At 50.0% G+C, this 22,158-nt stretch carries 11 protein-coding genes; 6 read left to right on the top strand and 5 right to left on the bottom strand.

The window, feature by feature from the left end:
* Nucleotides 1–123 precede the first annotated feature (123 nt).
* The 6 genes from KW844_RS09805 to KW844_RS09780 all read left to right on the top strand — a co-directional run bounded on the left by KW844_RS09805 (nt 124) and on the right by KW844_RS09780 (nt 8,309).
* Entirely contained in the window at nt 124–3,129 is a 3,006-nt protein-coding gene (locus tag KW844_RS09805) for a TonB-dependent receptor (RefSeq protein ID WP_218376545.1), read from the top strand.
* 20 nt (nt 3,130–3,149) lie between these two features.
* Nucleotides 3,150–4,760 (top strand): RagB/SusD family nutrient uptake outer membrane protein, encoded by a 1,611-nt coding sequence (locus KW844_RS09800; RefSeq protein ID WP_218376544.1) that lies wholly within the window; start codon nt 3,150–3,152, stop codon nt 4,758–4,760.
* A 215-nt stretch (nt 4,761–4,975) separates the two neighbouring features.
* Complete coding sequence (locus KW844_RS09795; RefSeq protein ID WP_218376543.1) at nt 4,976–5,383, top strand: DUF3592 domain-containing protein; 408 nt, start codon at nt 4,976–4,978, stop codon at nt 5,381–5,383.
* On the top strand, nt 5,380–5,790 hold the full coding sequence (locus KW844_RS09790; RefSeq protein ID WP_218376542.1) for a DUF3592 domain-containing protein: 411 nt from the start codon (nt 5,380–5,382) through the stop codon (nt 5,788–5,790). The genes KW844_RS09795 and KW844_RS09790 overlap by 4 nt, the downstream gene beginning before the upstream one ends.
* Before the next feature lie 153 nt (nt 5,791–5,943).
* Nucleotides 5,944–7,050, top strand: a complete 1,107-nt coding sequence (locus KW844_RS09785) for a glycoside hydrolase family 43 protein (RefSeq protein ID WP_218376541.1) — start codon at nt 5,944–5,946, stop codon at nt 7,048–7,050.
* Nucleotides 7,051–7,202: 152 nt separating this feature from the next.
* Complete coding sequence (locus tag KW844_RS09780) at nt 7,203–8,309, top strand: glycoside hydrolase family protein (protein WP_218376540.1); 1,107 nt, start codon at nt 7,203–7,205, stop codon at nt 8,307–8,309.
* 126 nt (nt 8,310–8,435) lie between these two features.
* Here KW844_RS09780 and KW844_RS09775 read toward each other — a convergent pair whose 3' ends face one another.
* From KW844_RS09775 to KW844_RS09755, 5 genes are all read right to left on the bottom strand, one after another.
* On the bottom strand, nt 8,436–9,659 hold the full coding sequence (locus tag KW844_RS09775; protein ID WP_218376539.1) for an epoxide hydrolase family protein: 1,224 nt from the start codon (nt 9,657–9,659) through the stop codon (nt 8,436–8,438).
* A gap of 12 nt (nt 9,660–9,671) precedes the next feature.
* Nucleotides 9,672–10,145, bottom strand: coding sequence for a nuclear transport factor 2 family protein (locus KW844_RS09770; protein WP_218376538.1), 474 nt, complete (start codon nt 10,143–10,145; stop codon nt 9,672–9,674).
* A 219-nt stretch (nt 10,146–10,364) separates the two neighbouring features.
* Nucleotides 10,365–17,372, bottom strand: coding sequence for an autotransporter-associated beta strand repeat-containing protein (locus KW844_RS09765; protein WP_218376537.1), 7,008 nt, complete (start codon nt 17,370–17,372; stop codon nt 10,365–10,367).
* 386 nt (nt 17,373–17,758) lie between these two features.
* The gene (gene galB, locus KW844_RS09760) at nt 17,759–20,452 is read right to left on the bottom strand and encodes a beta-galactosidase GalB (RefSeq protein ID WP_218376536.1); all 2,694 of its coding nucleotides are present in this window, start codon (nt 20,450–20,452) and stop codon (nt 17,759–17,761) included.
* Nucleotides 20,453–20,458: 6 nt separating this feature from the next.
* On the bottom strand, nt 20,459–22,147 hold the full coding sequence (locus KW844_RS09755; RefSeq protein WP_218376535.1) for a RagB/SusD family nutrient uptake outer membrane protein: 1,689 nt from the start codon (nt 22,145–22,147) through the stop codon (nt 20,459–20,461).
* Nucleotides 22,148–22,158: the final 11 nt, after the last annotated feature.

Below are 22,158 nucleotides of genomic sequence, written 5' to 3'. Positions count from 1 at the left end.
CCCCGAAGGACCTGAAATTGTGAACCCGCTTTAGAACCATATTTGAAATCCAAAATCTGATTACTATTAGTAAAAACTGATAAGAACCCGGACCGTTCATTTTATAATTCCAAATCAAACGTTATGAAAAAAGTTCCACGTTTTCTATGTCTGATAGCATGCCTGCTATGCTGTCAATTTTCCTACGGGCAAAGCAAACCCGTTACAGTGGAAGGAAATGTACTCGATGCCCAGCACTCGCCGCTGGTAGGTGTAACCATTGCCATCAAAGGCAAAAATACGGGTACACAAACTGATCCTAAAGGTCACTACCGCCTGCAAATAGCAGAACCAGCCAACGCCACACTGGTATTCACCTTCATCGGATTTACCACCCATGAAGAACAGCTGAATGGTCGTACAGCCGTATCCGTTATACTGCAGGAAGACCGCAAAAAACTCGAAGAAGTAATCGTGGTAGGTTATGGTCAACAGAAAAAGAAAGATGTTACCGGCGCCATCTCCTCCGTCAACAGCAAAGCCATACAGGACGTGCCGGTTACCAATCCGCAGCAGGCACTGCAAGGCCGCGCCCCCGGCGTGGAAGTACTCAACAACAGCTCCAAGCCCGGTGATGAACCTCAGGTACGCATCCGCGGTACCCGCTCCCTCAACGCCGGCAACGACCCGCTCTACGTGGTAGACGGTATTCCGTATTCCGGTAGTCTCAACGATATCGGTACCGGTGTAATACAATCGATGGATATCCTCAAAGATGCCTCCGCCACCGCCATCTACGGTTCCAGAGGCGCTAACGGCGTTATCCTCGTTACCACCCAGCGCGGGAAAGAAGGAAAGCCCGTTGTTTCCTACAGCGGTTCCTACGGCATCGTCCGCCAGCTCGGCGAAACCGACATGATGAACGCCGCCCGCTTCACAGACATGCGCAGAGAAGCCAACCGCACCATCGGAAAATATGACGACAACAACCCAGACGCCTCCGATCAGAAAATATTCAACGCAGTAGAATACGCCAACATCAAAAAAGGCGTGGACGTAGACTGGCAGAAACTCATGATCTCCCAGGGCTACCAAACCAACCACGGCGTAAACGTTACCGGTGGTTCAGAAAACACCAAATACAGCGTAGGCATCGGCTACTTTAAAGACCAGGGCGTACTGCAACTACAGAACTACGAACGCTATAATTTCAGTATCGCACTCGATCAACGTATAGGCAAGCGTGTTAAAGTAGGCGCCAGCCTCCTCGGCGCCTATAGCCAACGCAACGGCGAAACCTATAACGGTATCGATAACGCCCTGAAAATGCTGCCCATCGCTGCTCCCTACGATGATAACGGCAAACTCATCACCTACCCTACCGGCGATAACCAACAACCAAATCCTTTACTGGATTATGTACCCGGTAACCGCGTGGAACTGAATAAACGCCTCCGCGTGTTCACCAGCCTGTACGGAGAAGTGGAAATCATCGACGGACTGAAATACCGCCTCAACGTAGGACCCGATATTCAATCCTATAACTACGGCCTGTTCCAGGGGAAAAACAACACCAACCTCCTCATCGGTGGTGGTGATGCCACTGCTACCAAAAACAACGCATCCGTCCTCGCCTACACCATCGAAAACCTCCTGATCTACAATAAGCTGGTCAAAAAACATAATATCGGTGTAACTGGCCTCTATAGTGTACAACGGGAAACAGCTGACCTCTCCGGCACCAACGTAAGAGGCATCCCCGTAGAATCACAGCAATACTTCAACCTGGGCCAGGCACTCAACGTAACAGGCCTCAGCAGCAGCCTTAGCAGCTGGACCATCCTCTCCTACATGGGCCGCCTCAACTACGGCTACGATGATCGCTACCTGGTAACGCTCACTATGCGCGCAGACGGCTCCTCCCGCTTTGCACCCGGCAAAAAATGGGGCTACTTCCCATCCGTGGCTGTAGGCTGGAACATCATCAACGAGGCTCCACTCAAAGGACAAACCCTGTTGGATAACCTGAAACTGCGCGCCAGCTTCGGGCGTATAGGCAACACCGGTATTACACCCTACGCCACACAAGGTTCGCTCTTAAGAATTCCATATTCATTCGGCAACAAAGGCGTACTGGGATACGTACCGCAGGACCTCCGTAATCCTGACCTCACCTGGGAAACCACCACCTCCACAGATGTAGGCCTGGACTTCGGCTTCCTCAACGGCCGTATCACAGGTGTGATCGAGTGGTACACCCAACGTACCACCGACCTCCTCATGCCGCAAACATTGCCTTACAGCAACGGCTTCAACCAGGTACTGATGAACCTCGGCACCAGCCGCAACAGAGGCCTGGAAATTGGTATCTCCGCCTCCATCATCGATAATCCAAACGGATTCTCCTGGAAAATGGATGTGAACTACTCACGCAACAGGTCCACCATCCTATCCCTCGGCGATGGCAGGTCCGCCGACATCGGCAATGCCTGGTTCGTTGGTCAGCCTACCTACGTGTACTACGACTTCAAAAAAACCGGCATCTGGCAGGATAAAGACGCTGCACTCGCCGCCAGGTACAACGTAAAACCCGGCGAAATCAGGCTCGAAGATGTAAACAAAGACACCGTAATCGATGCTAAAAACGACCGCCAGATCCTGGGCTCACCGCAACCCAAATGGCAGGCCGGTACTACCCAACGCTTTTCCTATAAAGGGTTTGAACTGTCTATCGTGGCATTCGCACGCTGGGGAAGCATGATCCGGAGCGACTTCTATTCTAACTATAACACCCTGTTTGGCCGTTATAACAACCTGGATGTAGTCTATAACACACCAGGCACACCCTCCAACGACTTCCCACGGCCTAACGCCAACCAGGAAAGACCCAGCAACTACCAGTCGCTCAGCTATTTCGACGGCTCCTTCTTCAAGATCCGCAACATTACCCTGGCCTACGAAATGCCAAATAAGCTGGTGAGCAACTGGGGCATGCGCGATCTACGTTTCACCCTCGGCGTGAAACAACCACTGATACTCGCTCCTTATCGCCAAACCTGGAAAGGCATCGATCCGGAAGATGTGAATGTGATCGGCATTGATGCACCAGCCACCTGGATGATGCAATTCGGTATTAATGCGAAGTTTTAAATCTCTAAAAGGTAATTGTTATGAAACATATAATTCCCGCTATGCTGCTGATGATGGCCACCGCTTCCTGTAATAAAATGCTGGATGAAAAAGTAGTGACCAACGCAACGGATAATTTTTACAATACCAAAGCCGGCTTCCAAACCGCCGTCAACGGCGCCTACGTTTCTATGCGCAACTTCTACAGCACCGAAAGAGGTATTACGCTCACAGAAACAGGCACGGATATCATTACCAACGGATCGGACGGTGACTTTAAATTTACCAGTCAGTATACCTCCCAGCTGGACTCCCGCTATGCGCATGTACGTGAGGTCTGGAACAGTTTTTATCAAACGCTGAACACCGCCAATGTGGCCATCACCCGCGCGGATAAAATTTCGGACCTCGACAGCGCCACCAAAGTAAAAGGGGTGGCAGAGGCCAAATTTTGCAGAGCCCAGTATCATTTTTTATTAATGGAGATGTTTGGTCCCATTCCGTTGAGCTTAAAAGAAAATACAGAAATCCAGCGTGAAGCACACCGCGACTCCACCTCCGCTATTTATAATGCCATCATCCAGGATTTACTGGATGCTGAAAGGGACCTGCCGGTTACGCAATCTGAATGGGGCCGCGCTACCAAACCCGCTGCCGAACACCTGCTGGCACGGGTATACCTCACCCGCGCCTCTTCATCGGATGCGCAAACTACCGACTACGCCAACGCCGCCAAATATGCCGATCTCGTCATCAAAAATTACGGTTTCAAATTACTGGATGATCCGGGACTGATCTGGGCACAAGGCAAGGAGAATAACACAGAAACCATCTGGGCGGCGCAGTTCACCACCGATCCGTTATATAATAACGGCGACAATAACGCCAACCGGTTTTTCCTGATGCAATATGATGTGCTCCCTGGCATGAAGCGCGACCTGCCCAATGGTACGCCATGGAAGCGTTTCAGGCCTACAAAATTCCTGCTGGATACCCTCTACCAGGACCGGGTACACGATACGCGCTATGAAAAATTCTTCACCTCCGTATGGTTTACCAATGCTCCAACAGCCACACTGAAACTTGGCGACACCGCCATTTTCCTGCCGGGATATGATGTATCCGCCACGGAAATCGCCAGCAAAAAGTATATGCTGGTGCCACCGCGGTTATATACTGAAAAGCTGTATCCATCACTGAATAAATTCGCGGATGCCCTGCGGCCCGATAACCAGGCCTCCGGCGTGCGTCCTTTCATCTCCTTCCGCCTCGCAGAAACTTACCTGATAGAGGCCGAAGCCATGCTGATGCAAGGCGATCCGCAGGCAGCAGCAGACCTTGTAAACGTAGTAAGAGTAAGGGCCGCACGCACAGGCGCCACAGATGCTGAAACGGTAGCGAACCGTAATGCCATGAAAGTAACCGCTGCTACTATGAGCATCGACTTCCTCCTCGACGAAAGAGGCCGTGAACTGGTAGGTGAACAAATGCGATGGTTTGACCTCGTGAGAACGCATAAACTGTTAGACAGAGTGCGACTGCACAACAATGAAGCACGTGCTAACATTCAGCCGAAACACGTACTGCGCCCAATTCCGCAGGATCAGATAGACAGAACAGTGAATGAGTTTAAGCAGAATCCGGGGTACTAGTGTTACCTTCGGTACTGCCACTAAAAAAGCCTGCGTCACATCGCAGGCTTTTTGTTTTGACATGCAGCGAACCGCATTGGAGGGCTACCATCCCCTCCAAACGCAGTATGCGGCAGATTTCACCGTGCCGGCAAGTATGTTCTACAGCCGCTGAAAACGGCGCACCGCTATAGTGGTGGAATTTTAGTAATTTAGAATTACAAACCGATTCCACCATGTGGTACAAACTATATCTGTTAACCGGCCTTATTTTATTGGGTATTGCTTTTTACGTCGGGCAACAATCCATTGCCTTCATCCGCAACAGCGAGCGTGTAACCGGCACCGTTATTAAACTCGAATTAAGTGATGGGGCCTACTCCCCTGTTTTCAGCATCATCAGCTCATCCGGCAATGAAATCATTTACCACCACCCTGCCGCCAGTAATCCCGCCAGCTGGGAGATTGGCGAAACAGCCACCTTTCTGAACGATCCACATCACCGGTCCTCCCCAAGGATGATGCGCTATTTCTGGATATTTAACTGGAGCCTTGTGTGTATAGGTATTGCCATTCCACTGATCATCGTTGGAGGCGGCTATTTCGTACTTCCTGGTGCAAACAAAATTACTCCAATCACATGATCATACATATCATATTTGTTTGCGTAGGTGCCTTACTGTTAGGGTTTGCCATTGCCGACCTGAGAGGCCGTATTAAATTTGTAAAAACTGCTGAACGCGCCACTGGCACAGTGGTGGAGCTCGTGGAAAGTAAAGACGACGATGGCACCATGTATTATCCCGTGTTCGAAATCCCTACCCAGGATAATGACATCCTCACCTATCGCCATGCCACTGCTGCCTCCCGCCCGCAGTGGGAGCTGCACGAAAACGTCCCATTCATATTTGAACGGGGAAAGCCGGAAACCCTCCGGATCTTCCGTTACCGGACCATCTACTGGTGGCCCCTTTGCCTGCTGGCAGTGGCGATCGATCTCCTGGTGATCGGCGGTGGTTATTTTGTGTATCGTGAATTTTTTGGCGCCTAGAATATCTCCGTTATTTTTATATCTTTAGTTACCGGACTGATCTCCCGGTATACCCAAATATTGAACACACGTTATAGCACTAAGTAGCAAGCCGCGTTGTAATAACCGGCTGCGTACAACACACGTTATGAATCATCATTCAATTCATCTTCTATGCTCAAGCAAAATTACATTTACAGTAACCTTACTGGAATTGGAATCAGCGCATTCCTATGCCTGGCCACGACCGGCTGCGGCAATGCTCCCGTAAAAGAGGTTAAAACAGACACCTCCACCACGGTGGAAAATAAGTATGCTTCCCAGCCACTGGTGTCACACATCTATACGGCTGACCCATCCGCGCACGTTTTCGCCGGAAAAATTTACGTCTACCCCTCACATGATACTGCTACCGGCGTGGCAGAAAATGATAACGGGGACCACTTCCAGATGATGGATTACCGCATCCTCTCCATGGATTCGGTAGGTGGGAAGGTAACAGACAACGGTGTAGCACTTGCCCTGCAAGACGTGCCCTGGGCATCCAGGCAACTCTGGGCGCCTGATGCTGCTTTCGCCAATGGCAAATATTACCTCTACTTCCCTGCTAAAGATAAGGAGGGTATTTTTCGTATAGGCGTGGCCGCGAGTAACAACCCGGCCGGACCGTTTACCGCGGAACCCACTCCCATCAAAGGCACCTACAGTATTGACCCCTGCGTATTCACTGACGACGATGGTTCCATCTATCTCTATTTTGGAGGCATCTGGGGCGGACAACTCCAGCAGTGGAATCATAACAAGTATGACTCCACAGCACAGCTGAAAAAGCCGGAAGAAACAGCTATACTGCCACGTGTGGCTAAACTATCCCCAAACATGACCTCCCTGGCAGAAGAGGTACGCGAGGTGAAAATTGTAGATAGTACCGGCAAATTATTTACGGAGAAAGAAAATGACAAACGATTTTTTGAGGCGGTATGGCTGCATAAGTATCATAACAAGTACTACCTGTCCTACTCCACCGGCGATACGCATAACCTCGTATATGCCATCGGCGATAGTCCTTACGGACCATTTGTATACCAGGGCCTGTTGATGAAACCCGTGGATGGCTGGACTTCCCACCACTCCATTGTACAGGTGCAGGATAAATGGTACCTCTTCTACCACGATACCCAGCTCTCCGGCAAAACTCACCTCAGGAATGTGAAAGTATTACCACTACACTATAATGCAGACGGTAGTATTCAGACGCTGAACTCCCATACGGATAAGTAAAGAACGACATCTCCATAAAAAAACTGCGCCTTACATGCGCAGTTTTTTTATGGAGATGTCGTCCGAAACTGCGAAATTGACGTCATGAATGCACAAAATAATGTCAGTAAACTGCACAGCAGGATAGTACTTTAGCCCCCATAAACATTACGATGCACAGAAGAGATTTTGTAAAGCAACTGTCCGGCGGACTGATACTACCCACCATGCTGGGGTCCTTCGATTTCCCGGCACAAGGACACTCCTTTGCCGACAAACTGCAACCCGCCATTAAAGGCGGTGGCTTTGAGATGGAAGATTATTGGATATGGGACCCTTCTGTAGTAAAAGGTGAAGATGGCAAATACCACATGTTTGCGTCCCGCTGGCCCAAAGCGGTTGGCTTCGGGAAATGGGTGACCAATTCCGAAATCGTAAGGGCGGTGTCAGATACGCCGGAAGGCCCCTACACCTTCGTGGAAGTAGTGCTGGGACCAAGAGGTAAAGAATGGTTTGATGGCATGTGTACGTTTAATCCGCGCATTACAAAATACAAAGGGCAATACCTGCTCTATTACGTAGGCGTTACGTACGACTTTCCCTTCCAGGATAACGCGGATAACATCTGGGCAAATGGCCTCGCACAAAAAGCCTGGATGCATAAAAGAGCAACGCTGGCAGTAGCCGACTCCGTAAAGGGACCATGGAAGCGACTGGATCACCCGCTGATGAATCCGCGCCCGGGCAAATGGGATGCCTCTATTATTTCTAATCCATCGCCGGTAGTACGCCCGGATGGCGACATCTACCTGATGTATAAATCCTCCGCCAAAGGACCGCAGCCTCCGCTGATGCTGGGAGCTGCACTGTCTAAAAATGGTTATGAAGGGCCGTACGAGCGACTCTCAGACTCACCCATATTCGACTTCCACAGCACCAAAGAAAATGAAAGCGATGTGGAAGATCCATTCGTATGGTGGCACAAAGATCACTACGAACTCATCATGAAAGACCGGTTCGGGAAAATCTGTGGCGAAGAAGGCGGCGGCATACACGCCACCTCCAAAAACGGGGTGGACTGGAAACTCTCCAAACACGTAAAGGCCTACTCCAGGACAGTAAAATGGAACGATGGCACAGTTACACATCAGGCCAATTTTGAACGGCCATTTCTGCTGTTCGAAAATGGCAAGCCTACCCATCTGTTTGCAGCCACAGGTTCAGGCCCCAGGCCGTATGAAGTGGACAGAACCTGGAATATGGTGATACCGTTGAAATAAATTAGTTATTCCGGGCTTTCATTTCAGGTATCGTGGAATCCCTGAATATATAACCTTTTTTCAAACAAGAAGCGCGCAATGTAATGATTCCACATCGCGCGCTTCTGCAACTTATCCTGCGGTCAATTAACGCTGCTGTATCAGCTTAAAAGTATCCCGGATCCCTTCAATATATGCTTCCGGGTTTTCCCAGGCACCAAAGTGACCACCCTTTTCATACGCTTTCGCATATACGGTGTTAAACTGGCTGGCAAGTGGACCATTGGTGAATATTCCCACCCTGTTTTCAGCAGTTGCCAGTGGCGGATACGCATCTCCGGCCAGGAAGGTAAAGCCGGTGGGTGCTTCCACAGCAGGTTGCCTGTCGTGCGAAGGCTTCCAGGGATAACGGTTGGCATTGGAGTAAGCCCGGATAGAGCTGCCTATCGCTTCGTTTACCCAATAGATCATCGCAAAGGTGATGATATCATCGTAGGTGAAAACGGAAGCGAAGTCCTGCGACTGATCACTCCATTTTTTCCAGCGCTGCAGTATCCAGGCCAGCATGCCCACCGGTGAATCGTTGAGGCCATGGGTAATGGTTTGCGCGTCCAGCATATGCACTGCCACGTGAGAGGCATAGGTACGCTGAAAATGAATGATGCCTTCCCGCAATGCAGGGGATGCACTTGCCGGCACCAGGTGTCCTTCTGTAAGGTCCCATGGGCGCTCACTCTGGAATATTGTCAGCGGCATTTCCTGTCCCAGGTGAATACCTATCAGTTTATCGGCATACTTATGGCCCAGCTGCGCAGATACCAGCATCCCATAATCAGAGCCAGAGGCGGCGTATTTTTCATATCCAAGTACCTCCGTCATCAACTTATGCCAGATTTCCGCCATCTTCCAGAAATTCATTTCCCCGTTTTTCAGCGGTGTGGAAAATCCAAAGCCCGGCAAGGATGGAATAATCACGTCAAACGATTGATCCGGATCACCGCCATGTGCCGCAGGATCAGTTAAAGCAGGAATGATTTTACTCCAGTGCCAGTAAGTCCAGGGCCATCCATGTGAAATAATGATGGGTGTTGGATTGGGGCCCTTTCCTTTTTCATAAATGAAGTGTACAGGCTGCCCGTCAATCTCCACCTTATACTGCTGGTATGCGTTCAGTTTTGTTTCGGCCTGTTTCCAGTCAAATTTATGTAGCCAATGGTCAACAATCCCTTTCAGATAATTAGTAGGAATGCCGTAATAAGCATCCTCGTTGTTGAGATCCGGTGCCCAGCGGGTATTGCGAAGGCGATGCTCCAGATCAGCCAGTACCTCGTTGGATACGGCTACCTTAAATGGAACTAATGCTGTGCTCATGTGTCTTTGGTTTTAAATGTTGAAATCTAATTTTATCCTTGTCTGTACCAGTTTTTCTATCTGCCAGCGGCCATCCCGATAGCGGTAGTTGCCGTGGTAATGCCCATAGCCATGCAGGGTGCGGAATGCCGGAATCTCCTGCGTGGCCGGAGGTATGACTGCTCCTTCCGGTCGTATCAGGTAATCTTCCATGGAAAAAATTCCTTTGGCACTATCCTCATTCAGCACCTCTATTTCATAAGAGAACAGGTGATGTATGGCCGTGGCCGTGCCTACACTACCGCCGATGGTCGCGGCAATCTGCTGCTGCCCCTGCATTACCGCAAGCGGCGCCCCTGCTACAGTTAGCGGCGTAAACACGCCATCTTCCGTAAACAGACCTGCCAGCAGCTTCCATTCCTTTTCATCCGCATACCGGACATAGCGGGCCATCAGTTCCCGTATCTCGTCTTTAATTCGCAATTGATCTGTTGATTGAATGCTCATATATGCATGATTTAATTTGCTGATACAAAGCTAAGGCGGATTTGATATACTAACTATACCAGTATCATAGAGTATACCAGCTAACAGCTACCTATATAGGTAAAGCAGCTACCTGTTTATTTTGTTTTTAGGGAGATGTAAACGCAGCAGGATAGGACTGTACATAAAAAAGCAGCCACCTCAATCTGAGGTGGCTGCTATCTCTCTAACTAAAAACAACTATTGCTTTACCAATTTCACAGTCTGCTGCACCTTACCCTGGTTTACCACCACCATGTAAATACCAGCACGGTAATCACTACCGATCTGTATGGCAGTACCAGTTGGTACAATCTCCCTGGATTCCACGAGCTTACCATATACATCAAACACTTTAATGTACACCTTGCCTTTGTCAGGCGAGGCCTGTACGATCACGTTGGTATAAGTAGTAGCGGGATTAGGTGCCAGCGCTACATTCAGCGTTACGCCCTGTTTCCCGCCTGCCTTCGCAATATCATCTTCATCTACTGTATTCAAGAGGGAGGAGATGATAGTTTGCAGCAGGGAGAACCCACTGTTGACTTTTACATTACCACCCGCCAACGCCTGCTCCGCATTGAGGATGGAAAGCCAGTTGCTGGCAAACCACAAACTACCACGCCTGTCCCTGATGGTGATACCAATGGCATCACCGGCGCCAGACTCACTACGGTCGCTCATATCTACCAACATGGTGGCCGATTCATCCACGGTTACAGGTGCCAGCGGATCAGTAATATCCACAATGACAGCCTTCCCTTTAAACACGCCTTTCGCCGGCAACAATCCGATAGCCGGAATAGCCGTAAACAAATAAGGTACATTGCCACTCACGCGGTACACATGTAAGCCATCTGCCTCCGTTCTGCGCACCAGCGTACTGTAGCTTCCTTCCAAACTACGCGACGTCCTGTTGTACTTCACGTGGAAACCAAAGTTATTTTTACTGTTAAGGTCACCGGATTTAACGCCACCGGAGCGACTCAACTGCAAATACCCACCGCCGCTCACAAACTCGCTGAGCGATTTTGCCACGGTTACAATGGTATTTTCCGTTGAAGCATTACGCTGGTAACTGCCCGTGGCCATTACGCCAATGGTATAGTCCTTCGCATTACTGCTGCCCAGCGTTACATTCCAATTGTAAGTAGCCGTACCTACTCCAGCGGCATTTACTGCTACCGGAACTGTTGCAATAACGGCATTGGCTATACGATCAATGAACGTCACCGTAGCGCGACTAATATCACCGGCAGATGAATCAGCCAGCTCCTGCACCGTAGCGGTTAATACCACCGTAGCAGTGCCCGTTGAACCAGCGGCCGCATAGTTAACACCGGTGTAACTCACCCGCGCATCCTCCGGCAGTACGGTAAACGGTGTTGTATCCGCAGCTGCCTGGTACAAGGTATCCCCTTCAAACAAGGAAGCGAGCGAATAGTACGCCGGCGCTTGAGTAACCGTCATTGTTGCATTGGCCGTGCCATCCACCGCGGTTACAGCAGTTGCAGACTGCTCACCCAGTTCAAAACGAACCGGCTTACCAGCCAGCAGTGTACCTGTTTCCTCATCTTTCAGCGTGGCCGTGAGTGTTTGTTTATCGGAATATTGTTTACTACGGTCACCTACATACGTAATTACCGCAGTACGTTTGTTTACAGTCACCAGCGCCTTGGCCGTAGCCGTATTGCCGGTAGCATCCGTTACCGTAAGTGTTACGGAATCTGTACTGGTAAACTGAGCAGGTTGCACGCTCAGCGTTACCGCACCCATATTATCGGTGGAACCATCGTTTACCTCCTCCGCAGTAATGGCAGCAGTGCCATCCAGCCCTAAGGTCACCGCCACATCCTTCGCACGGGCTACAGGCGCCTCAAGGTCTTTCACGGCGCCACTCGCTCCCGCTACAAACGTACCAAACTGCGTATGCCCGCTGGCGTTAGCATAGTAAGGGTTGGTGGCAGTACCTGCACCAGAAACAGTGGCGGCAGTTTCCGTCCAGCTGTTATCGGCATAACGGCCTTGTACCAACGAAATAGTAGTAAGGTTACTACCCTGACTCGCAGGCATCCAGCCCAGGCTGATCGCCAGGTTAGCCACACCTGCTGTTGCCGGGGTAATCGTATATTCCCTGTTCACTATCCTGGTTGTATCGGTTACTGGCAATGTAACGCCTGATTTCACCCCTACCGCAATAATATCTGCTGTACCGCTATTGGTTAATTTCACCGGACTGTATACACTGTCGGAACCAATGTAATAAGTCATGGCACTGGTGCCCACTTTGGTTTTCAGCTGCCCTCCCGGTGCCTGGTTGAAAAATACCACCTGTCCAAAGTTGTTGTTGGTCACCACGGTATTGGTAGCCGTATTACTGGAACCGATGGTTCTTGCTCCGGCATCCACTACACCATTTGCGCCAATATTCAGCGCTACCTTGCCCACAGGCGCAGTAGTAGCTGATGTAATAAACCGGATGGCATTACCCATCAGCCATCTGCCATTGGTATTAATGGTAATAGTACCCGGTAAAGTAGCATGGCCCACTACACAGGAAGTACCGGTAGCACGCATATCCAGCGTACCATTGATATTAAAGGTATAATTGCCGAACTCACCAATCGTGTTGGTAGTAGGTGAACTGGAAGCCACCAGGTAACCGGAAGAACCGATGGTTACCGTTTTTCCTTCATTAATGGTGATGGTAATGTCATCATCATTTTGTGAATCGGTGGTCCATGGCAATGTAGTGGAAGTTGAATAATTCGGACGCATATAACTGGAGAGATTCAGGTTAGCGTCGATCACTATTTCCATGGTTTTAGCCGTAGCATTCACGGTAAAAGTATTGAGATAATAAGTGCTGGTACCGGTAATGTAAATCTTACCGCTAGCCTTGTAACCTTCAAAATTCACGCGGTTGGTGGTGGTGCTGCTGGAGCCCACAGTGCCGAAGTTGTTGACACTGCTGATCACCCGCAGATTCCTGTTGGCAGGCGTACCGCTGCCACCATCGCTGGTACCGGAAATCAGGGTACCGCCACTTTCTACCACGAGGTTATTGACGCCGGTGGTGGCGTTTAATGCCACCGTATGTCCTGTTCTGATAGTCACTGTTGGCGTTGCACCAGACGGCGGCGCCGTAGCAGGGCTCCAGTTGCTGCCATCATATTTTTCCCAGATAGCAGTGGTTACGCTGGAGGTGCCCCAGTTACCGCTGGCAGTTGACCGGTAATCACCGGCCACTGTAAGCGGTATATTGGCCGATGTGAAATTCCACAGTGTTCCTGTGGTAGTACCATTGCCGTTTTTGGCATCTATACGCCAATAGTAGGTAGTGTTAGGTTGCAGGTCGGAAGGATAATAAACCGCTGTTCCGGCAGCCATCTCTCCTACTTTTGCCATGCTGGCGGTATCTGTACCCAGGTATACCTCATAGCTATCTGCATAATTCCCTTTCCAGGTAAAGCTGAAAGCCGCGTTATTTACAAACACATTACCAGCATTATTCACTGGTGACGGCGTGTTAGTCACCGCAGGCAGCGTACCTAAAGCAGGCGTGGTAACAGCGGCCACTGTGCTGTACACCGACTCACTTAGCGGACTATGCGCCTTAATGCGGTAGTAATATTTTACCCCGGCCTGCAAGCCGCCATCTTCATACACGGTGCTGTTGGCCGCCGGATGTGCGATATCCGTAAAGGTGACGTTGTCGCTGCTTCTTTCCAGCACAAAGTAATCTTCGTTATCAGAATTGTCCGTCCACGTGCAGGATACTGTATTAGCCTGACCAGGGCCCGCAACAGGTGCGTTCAAAGTGAGCGCTGTAGGTGCTTCTACGAAATTGAGGTTTTGCACCGCCAGCTCACCCGTAGCTGGCTTAAATACCCACAGCAGTCCTGCACCTGGCGTAGCCGGTTCAAACTGCGTAATGGTACCTTGCACTGCACCGGCAACATTAAAGATTTTATATTTATCGCCAGAAGCAGGGGTGCCTGTAAAATTGATTTTCAATGTACCTCCATATACCACCTCTTTAGCTACAGCCACCACATCCCAGGTATTGGTGGTCTTATTGATATCAAATGCAGTGATGGCACTGTTTTGCAAATTCAGGTTATCCTTCAGCGTGAGTGTGCCGATGGAGCTGTCGCCAGGCTCCAATGTTCCGGCCACGGCCACGCCGGCAGCAATGGAACCTTTACCGGCCAGCACACCGCCTTCATTCACGGTTACAGGTCCGGTACCGCTGTTGTTACCATTCACCACCAGCTTACCAGCTTCCACCGTGGTAGTACCTACATAAGTATTGTTTCCTGTCAACCTCCATATTCCCGTACCGGTTTTAACAATGGTAGTGGTACCACTGCCTTCTGACGCATACCCGTAAAGGTGGTTGTTGATCACCCCATTAAAAGTTTCATCCGTACCGGCGCCACCTACTACATAGGTGGTGATGCCGTTACCAAAGCTGGGGGTCTTGGTACCACCGCACGACAAATAAGTACCCGCATTACCGGACAGTCCGCCAATCGAAAACACATTTTCATTACTGTAAGCCGCAATCTTTGTATTACCGGTAATCACCAGCCGGTTGTTAGGGAAGCCGGAATTATTATCCAGCGCCAGCAAACTGTAGGTGTCATCGGTATTGATACCGTTAGCTACTAACGTGCCCGTGAAATCGCTCCAGTCGCCCTGAATAATTTCTCTCAGGTAAGGAATGGTATAATTGAGTGTACCACCGCCATGCACCGTCATGTTCAGGTTAGCGAGGCGGTTAGGCTCAAAACCATTTATGGTGCTGTCATCTACGTATAGTTGTAAGGGATAGCTTTCGTACATGGTATTGCTGCCGTTGGCTGTGCGGTAGGTACCACCGTGCAGGCGCAGCACCTGTGAGGTACCGATGCCACGGTTGTTGTCAATGATATCACCTTCTACCGTGGCGCTGCTCACCGGGTTTACTTCCAGGATACCTCCGTTGATCACGGTTTCGCCTGCATATGGGTTGGCACTTTTCAGCACCAGCTTACCCGGGCCTGACTTGATCAGGCCACCATCGCCGGACAATACACCGGTGAAAGTAACCACGCTGCTGCTGTTGCTTACGTTGAAGGCAGTGCTGTTGTCCAATACTGCGTTCCTATCTGTACTTACACCTGGGCCGGTATACATCCAGGTACCGCCTTTCCATACCCAGTTAAATCCGTAATTGGCAGAAGCACCAATGGAGCTGGCCACACCACCGTTGGCGAGTGTATTGAGTGCAATAGTACCGCTATGCACTACGGTAGCACCGGTATAGGTATTTTTCGTGAGCAGGGAAAGTACGCCGCTGCCGGCCTTGTTCACCGACTTCACACCCGTGATTATGCCAGGTCCGGAGAAGCTATAATCCGAATTACTATTTACCAGGATATCACCTGCTACCATTGAAGCGGTGAGGCGGATATCCCTGCCGGTAAAACTGTTTTCACCAAAGGTGATAGCGCTGCTGTCGGTATAAACTACCGCGGTGTTGGTGCTGTCCACCCAGTTTTTGGTGGCCAGATCCCAGTCCTGGCTCAATGCGCCCGTCCAGGTTAAGGCAGGGGCAAACGTAGCAGGGTTTAACACCGGCACTTCCACCGGCTTGGCTTTGCCGGTAAACTCATTGGAGTAGGCCGACTCCCCGCTGGCATTAAATGCCTTTACCCGAAAAGTCCCGGTTTCCTCCGGCTCCATTCCGCTTACAGCGAAATAATTTTCATTGGTAGCCGTAGTGCCGATTTGCGTCCAGGTACCGCTCACCATCCTTTCTACTTTGTAGCCGGTTTCCTGCTCTGTATAATCAAGCCAGGAGAGGTAAATGGCAGAAGATGTGGCCGAGTCCTGCTTCATTTTCATGGGCGCACGCAGGTAAGGCTGCGAATTGCTGCCCGTAATGCTGTTAATATAATTTTCAATATTCGTATAGCCGTTGGTGGTAACCGTCATAGCATCGTTTACTCCCGGGTTGGTACCGTTGGCGATTTCCCATGCATCGGGTATACCGTCATTATCTGTATCGGTGCGGGCATTGCCACTCCAAAGTGCCCAGGTCGTGGGCGCGCCGAAAGGCAGCGAATTTTCATTGGCAATCAGCTCTCCTTTCTTCCCAAATGATTTCACTTCATTTACCACATAATAGTCCGCATAATCGCGATAAGGTAAACTCGCACCCACAGTTGGCAGCAGCGTATTCACCAGCGCATTTGCCGGCTCCACAGGCAAGCTGGGATAGGGATATGGGCTCGCCTGGAAATCCGGTGGACCTACATACTGGCTCTGCGGAATCACATAGGGATCAAACAGGCCGTTGCGACTACTATCAAAAATATTCCCAGACGCGTAGATATGATAGTTCAGGTTACCCAAATTAAATGGCGCTACGCCTTTCACTGGCCCCTGTATAAAACAGTTGTTCACTGCATTGGCATAGGAATGGCCCTCGGACTCACCGCCCATGATATAGGCGCCATCTTTCCAGTTGTAAACGATATTGTTGACGTACTGGTTAATGCCTTTGATCTTATTGTTGCGGGTGCCATTGTCCGCATACAGATTACGATAGAGCGTAATACTGTCGGCCTGTATCAGCCCCCCCGCCGAGTGGGTGAGCAATCCCTGCGAGATGATCGTGTTCTGGATAGTTATGTTCTTGCCCGTGGTACTGTTAATAGAGAAGTTCTCATCTCTCCCCCAGCTAACAGAACAATGGTCAAATATAATATCATGACCATCCGCAAGCCCGTTGGCATCTTTACCATCGTCACCCACAATACCCATGCGGATGCGCAGGTAGCGACAAATGGTATTATGCGCACCGGAAAAGCTCCAGCCGTTGCCATACACGGTAATGCCTTCACCTGGTGCAGTTTGACCGGCAATATAGATATTGGGTGATACCACCATCCGCGAGGAGATCCGGATAACACCGGCCACATCAAACACCACAATGCGGTTAGGCGCACTGACGGCATCCCGCAGGGAGCCGGCCCCACTGTTATTCAGGTTGGTTACATGGTACACCGAACCATAGCGGCCGCCGGTAGCAAATCTACCAAAGCCTTCCGCACCGGGGAATGCCAGCGTTTGCGCAAACAGCGGGACCTTGCTAAAAATAAATAGTATCAGTGTAAATAATGGCAGGTACCCCCGCCGGAATGTGTGGAATTGTTTCATGGAATTTACAAGAAATAAAGTTTTTCAAAATAATTACCTATCGAACGTGAAACATGGTGCTATAGGGGTTGCCCTCTTCCTATAGGTTCAGGAAAAAATCAGTTTAAGTATACTTACAAAATAGCTGGTGCGCGGGTTTGCACTTACCGGTCGTTGTGTTATAACAGCAGTAACCCGACTATGCATTTCTCCTTCCTCCGGCTGACTGAGTAGTTGGGGAGCCGGAAGTAAAGATAGATTTCATAGATTGATAGTATAATATAGACAGGCAGGGTGAAATTACTGTCCTGTACCGTCCTGAAGGAGTGAGATTTCCGTGTAAGCGTAAGGGTTAATGTCCGTCGCCAATACACTTTCCAGGCGTATTGGCGACGGATTAATACTTGTTATTTTGAATGCAATACCAAACGTGCACTTTCCAGATCCGCTGCTTTCACTACTACTGTAATGTTTCCTTTCACACCTTCCAATGACCGCACTATCACCACACATTTACCACTGTACAATTTGCGGGCAGTAGCTGAAAATGCAGTCAGGTCAGCGGGATCGCCATTATCTGCTGCCACAAATCCTCCTGCACCACTCACTTCAATACTTAACTGATCCGCCGCTGTAGGCGCAGGCACACCGTTTTTATCCACTACAGTGATGGTAATAAAAGATACATCTTTTCCATCGGGAGAGATTTGATGCCTGTCGGCAGAAAGCTGTAAGCGTACCGGAGCACCTGCGGTATGCAATGTATCAGCAGCCCAGTACTTTCCGTTTTTATACGTTATCACCCGCAGCTCTCCTGGCTGATACAGGATGCTATCCCAGCGGAGGCGGTATTCGTAAGGGCGTTTATGCCTGCGGCCCATGGATACGTTGTTCACAAACAATTCCGCTTCATCGCCGGAGGTAAACACATGCACGGGTGTTACCAAACCTTCCCTGCCAGGCCAGGTCCAATGCGGCAGTAAGTGCGCCATGGGTAAATCAGGCCGCCACCGCGACTGATACAGGTAAAACCGGTCTTTGGGCAGTCCAGCCAGGTCTATAATACCTGAATAAGAACTACGTGCGGTATAGTATGGCGTTGGTTCTCCCAGGTAATCGAAACCGGACCATACAAATTCCCCGGCCACATAAGGATGCTTATCCTGCGAGGCAAACACCTTGTCCGGAGAAGCGCCAAATGCGGCGGTATACAACTCGTAGGAACTGACTATTTTATGATTGCCATCTCCCCCGGCCCCTTCATTTACAGGTGCACTGGCCTCAGTAGTAACCGGAAACAAATAGGTACCCCTGGTACTGAGCGTTGAGGCCGTTTCACTGCTTAAAATCATTTTATCCGGAAATGCTTGCTGAAAAGCAGGATACAAGGGCGTAGTACGAATTCCTATCAAACCCTTGTAGGCCGGGGCATCACGGATACCTTCGCCCTGGTAATTCAAACTCAGTATATCTATGACCGTAGGAAAAGGCATATCCGGTTTGGCGTAGTTCATTGAGGCCGTAGCCGGACGGGTGCTGTCTTCCTCCTTTACTATTTTATATAATTCAGCCGCTACAGCAGCACCTTTTTCAGCTGTATACTGCTCTCCTACTTCGTTCCCAAAACTCCACGCTATTACCGACGGATGATTTCTATCTCTCCTGATAAATGCCCTGGTATCAGGCTCATGCCAGTCCGGAAAGATGAGATGAAAATCCAGCGGCGTTTTCTTTGTTTCCCAGGAATCAAAAATTTCATCGATCACCAGAAAGCCCATTTTATCTGTCAGGTCAAGCAGCCCTGGCGCTGGTGGATTGTGTGCCAGCCGGATGACATTACAACCCAGCTCGCGCAGTATTTCCAGCTGCCGTTCCGCTGCCCGTATGTTAAAGGCGGCGCCTAATGCTCCCAGGTCGTGGTGCTGGTTTACACCGTGCATGCGTACTGGCATATCATTTACCAGCAAGCCTTTCACGGGATCAAACTGCAAGGTGCGAATACCAAAGGTGGTTACATATTCGTCTGCTAATATATTGCCTGCGTATACTTTGGTTTTGGCAGTATAGAGATGTGGGTGCTGCGCGGGCAGCGGCCCCCAGCGCAGGGGATTAGCTAAGGTAGCGAACGAGCGGATTTTCCGGTTTTCGTCCTTACGCACCACCGCTTCCACGGCGGGTAACGTGGCTACTTTTTTGCCGGCGGGATCAAATATCTCTGTAATAATTTTTGTAGAAACATCCGCAGCAGCGGCATTTTTTAAAGTCACCGCTATATCCACCGTGGCGGCGGTTGCACTCACATTTCGTGTAGTCACTCCCGTGCCCCATTGTGCCACATGCACCGGGTTTACTTTTGTAAGCCACACATCACGATATAAGCCTGCTCCGGGATACCAGCGCGCGGAATTCGCAGGGTTATCAATCCGTATGGCCAGCTGATTATCCTCACCCGGACGCATATACGGCGTAAGGTCCAGCCGGAAGGAATTATAGCCATAAGGCCAGCCGCCTACCAAATGACCATTAAGCCATACGATGGCATAGGACATGGCCCCATCTATATCCAGGTAAACCTGCCGCCCTTTATCAGCGCGCGGAATGTCCAGCTTCCTTCGGTACCAGCCTACGCCCTGCACCGGAAGCCGCCCCATACCGCCGCCCACTATTGCATCCGCTTCAGTATAAAACGGACCGTTGATGGCCCAGTCATGCGGCAGCTGCACGGTTTCCCATTTGCCATCATCAAACGATGATTGCACAAATGGAAAATCAGCGCCCGGGTTACCTGCCGGGCGATGATGATGTTTATCAGGATCTGCAATAAACTCATTGGCAGAAGGAAGTATCCAGTTTTTCAATACCGGCGCCTGTGCATTGACTGCTATGGATGCGGTAGGTCTGCTATCCGCCACCACATCGTCGTTGCGGTCGGCCACATCCGGCCTTACGTCGTATATCAGCTGGTCAGGCTTACCGGTGTATTTGAAAAATTTCCAGTTTTCGTTGATGCTTATCCGTTGTCTTATTCTTGATTGTTGTGCCTGCACCTGTATGCCTATTACTGCACACAGCAACAGGAGTTGAACTGATATCTTCCTCATAATTGATTATTTATACCCCTCATTCTGCTCCAATACTGCGCCCCTGTTACGTTCTATCTCACCTTGCGGAATAGCCCAGCGGTTAAAACGCGTTTGCATGTTGCCTGCATAAAAAGGATTGTAACGCGTTACACGGTCGTACAATAATCCCAGGCGCATGAGTGTGAGCATTCTTTTTTCTTCTACCCCAAACTCTCTCAACCTTTCATCCAGGATATAATCAATATTTACTTGTCCGGCCTGTGCTGCACTGGCATTGGAGCGCCCCCTTACCACATTGATATCCTGGGCAGCTGCGCCGGTATTGCCCAGCCCCAGGTAGCCTTCTGCTCTTAACAGGTAGGTTTCTGCCAGCCGGAACATATACTGATCCGCATAAGTACCCCCTGCTGAAGTTTTCAGCTCATATTTTTTGATAGGATCAGTAGATCCGGGATTGGCATAGAGTGCGGTAGGGTGATTAAATGGCGTGGTAGCTTTGGACTGATACGGATAAAACACCCTCGACGGAAACGTAATACCAGCGCCTGCTGGCGGGTTACGGGTTGAAATCACCTGGCCAAAGAAAGGACTCAGTGGGTTGGTAGCCACCACTTCCCGCACAAAATTATTGTTGGCATTGCGGATGTCATTAGCAAAATCACTTTGCCAGATATCATCTTCATAATGCCTGGAAGGCTGCATAAACCCTACGCCTCTGCCGCCGGTATAATCCCCTACCGGCCATTGAAACAGCCCGATACCGTTCACTTTCATGTCGCGGTACAGTGGCACATGTACCCGCTCCAGCTGATAGTTACCTGCCATGCCGGTGGATACGGCCGAACCCCCGAGTACATCTGTTTCCAATTGTATCACCCACAAGCCCTCGGTGTTGCCTGCTGATTTACGGTTTTGGTTTTTTGCCTGAAACAAGTCCCAGTATACATCTCCGGGAGTAACGGTTGAGCGGGAACCAAAGCGGGTTTTCATCAGGTCAGTGGCCGGATCATCGATTACCACGGAGGCTGCCGTTACCGCATTTTGAAACTGCCCGGCAGCCAGGTAAACTTCTGAAAGCAGATGCTGCGCCACCAAATTAGAAATTTCACCATCCTTTACCGCGGTGATACCAGGGAGTTTTTCAGCTGCAAATTTCAGGTCGGTGATCACCTGCGCCAGCACTTCTTCTTTGGTGGCGCGGGTATAATTTATTTTCTCTGTTACTACTTCGTTGAGCTCCAGCGGTACACCACCAAACAGGTAGGCCAGCGTTCTGTAACCAAACGCTCTGAAAAAGCGGGCTTTGGCTTCAAACATCGTTTTATCGCTGGCGGACATACTGGATGCCGGGATACGGCTGATCACCGTATTGGCCTCCGCTATGATCTTATAAATCTGGTTCCAGTGATTGTTGGGTAAACCGCCGCTGGGGCCAAAATCAGCCGCCAGGTTGGGGTTACTGCCCACTGCTACTTCAATGGCCAGATCCGTACGATACAGGTAGTGCATCGGTTGCCAGTCGCTGGAGGTATAAAATTCCGTTCTCACCAGCGCGTATAAGTTGTTGACAGAGGCGTTGAAATCCTCTGCATTTTTAAAAGCGTTGCTGGTGCTGAGAAACGATAATGCCTTCTCATTTAGGAAATCGCGTTTGCAGGACACCACCGGTGCACACAGCATAGCGCATAATATAATCCGATTCAATGTTTTCATAAAAGTTGTTT

Origin of the sequence: Chitinophaga sp. sic0106 (genome assembly GCF_019219075.1) — a bacterium.
In the GTDB taxonomy this organism is placed as follows: domain Bacteria; phylum Bacteroidota; class Bacteroidia; order Chitinophagales; family Chitinophagaceae; genus Chitinophaga.
This window is presented reverse-complemented; position numbering and strand designations above follow the sequence as displayed.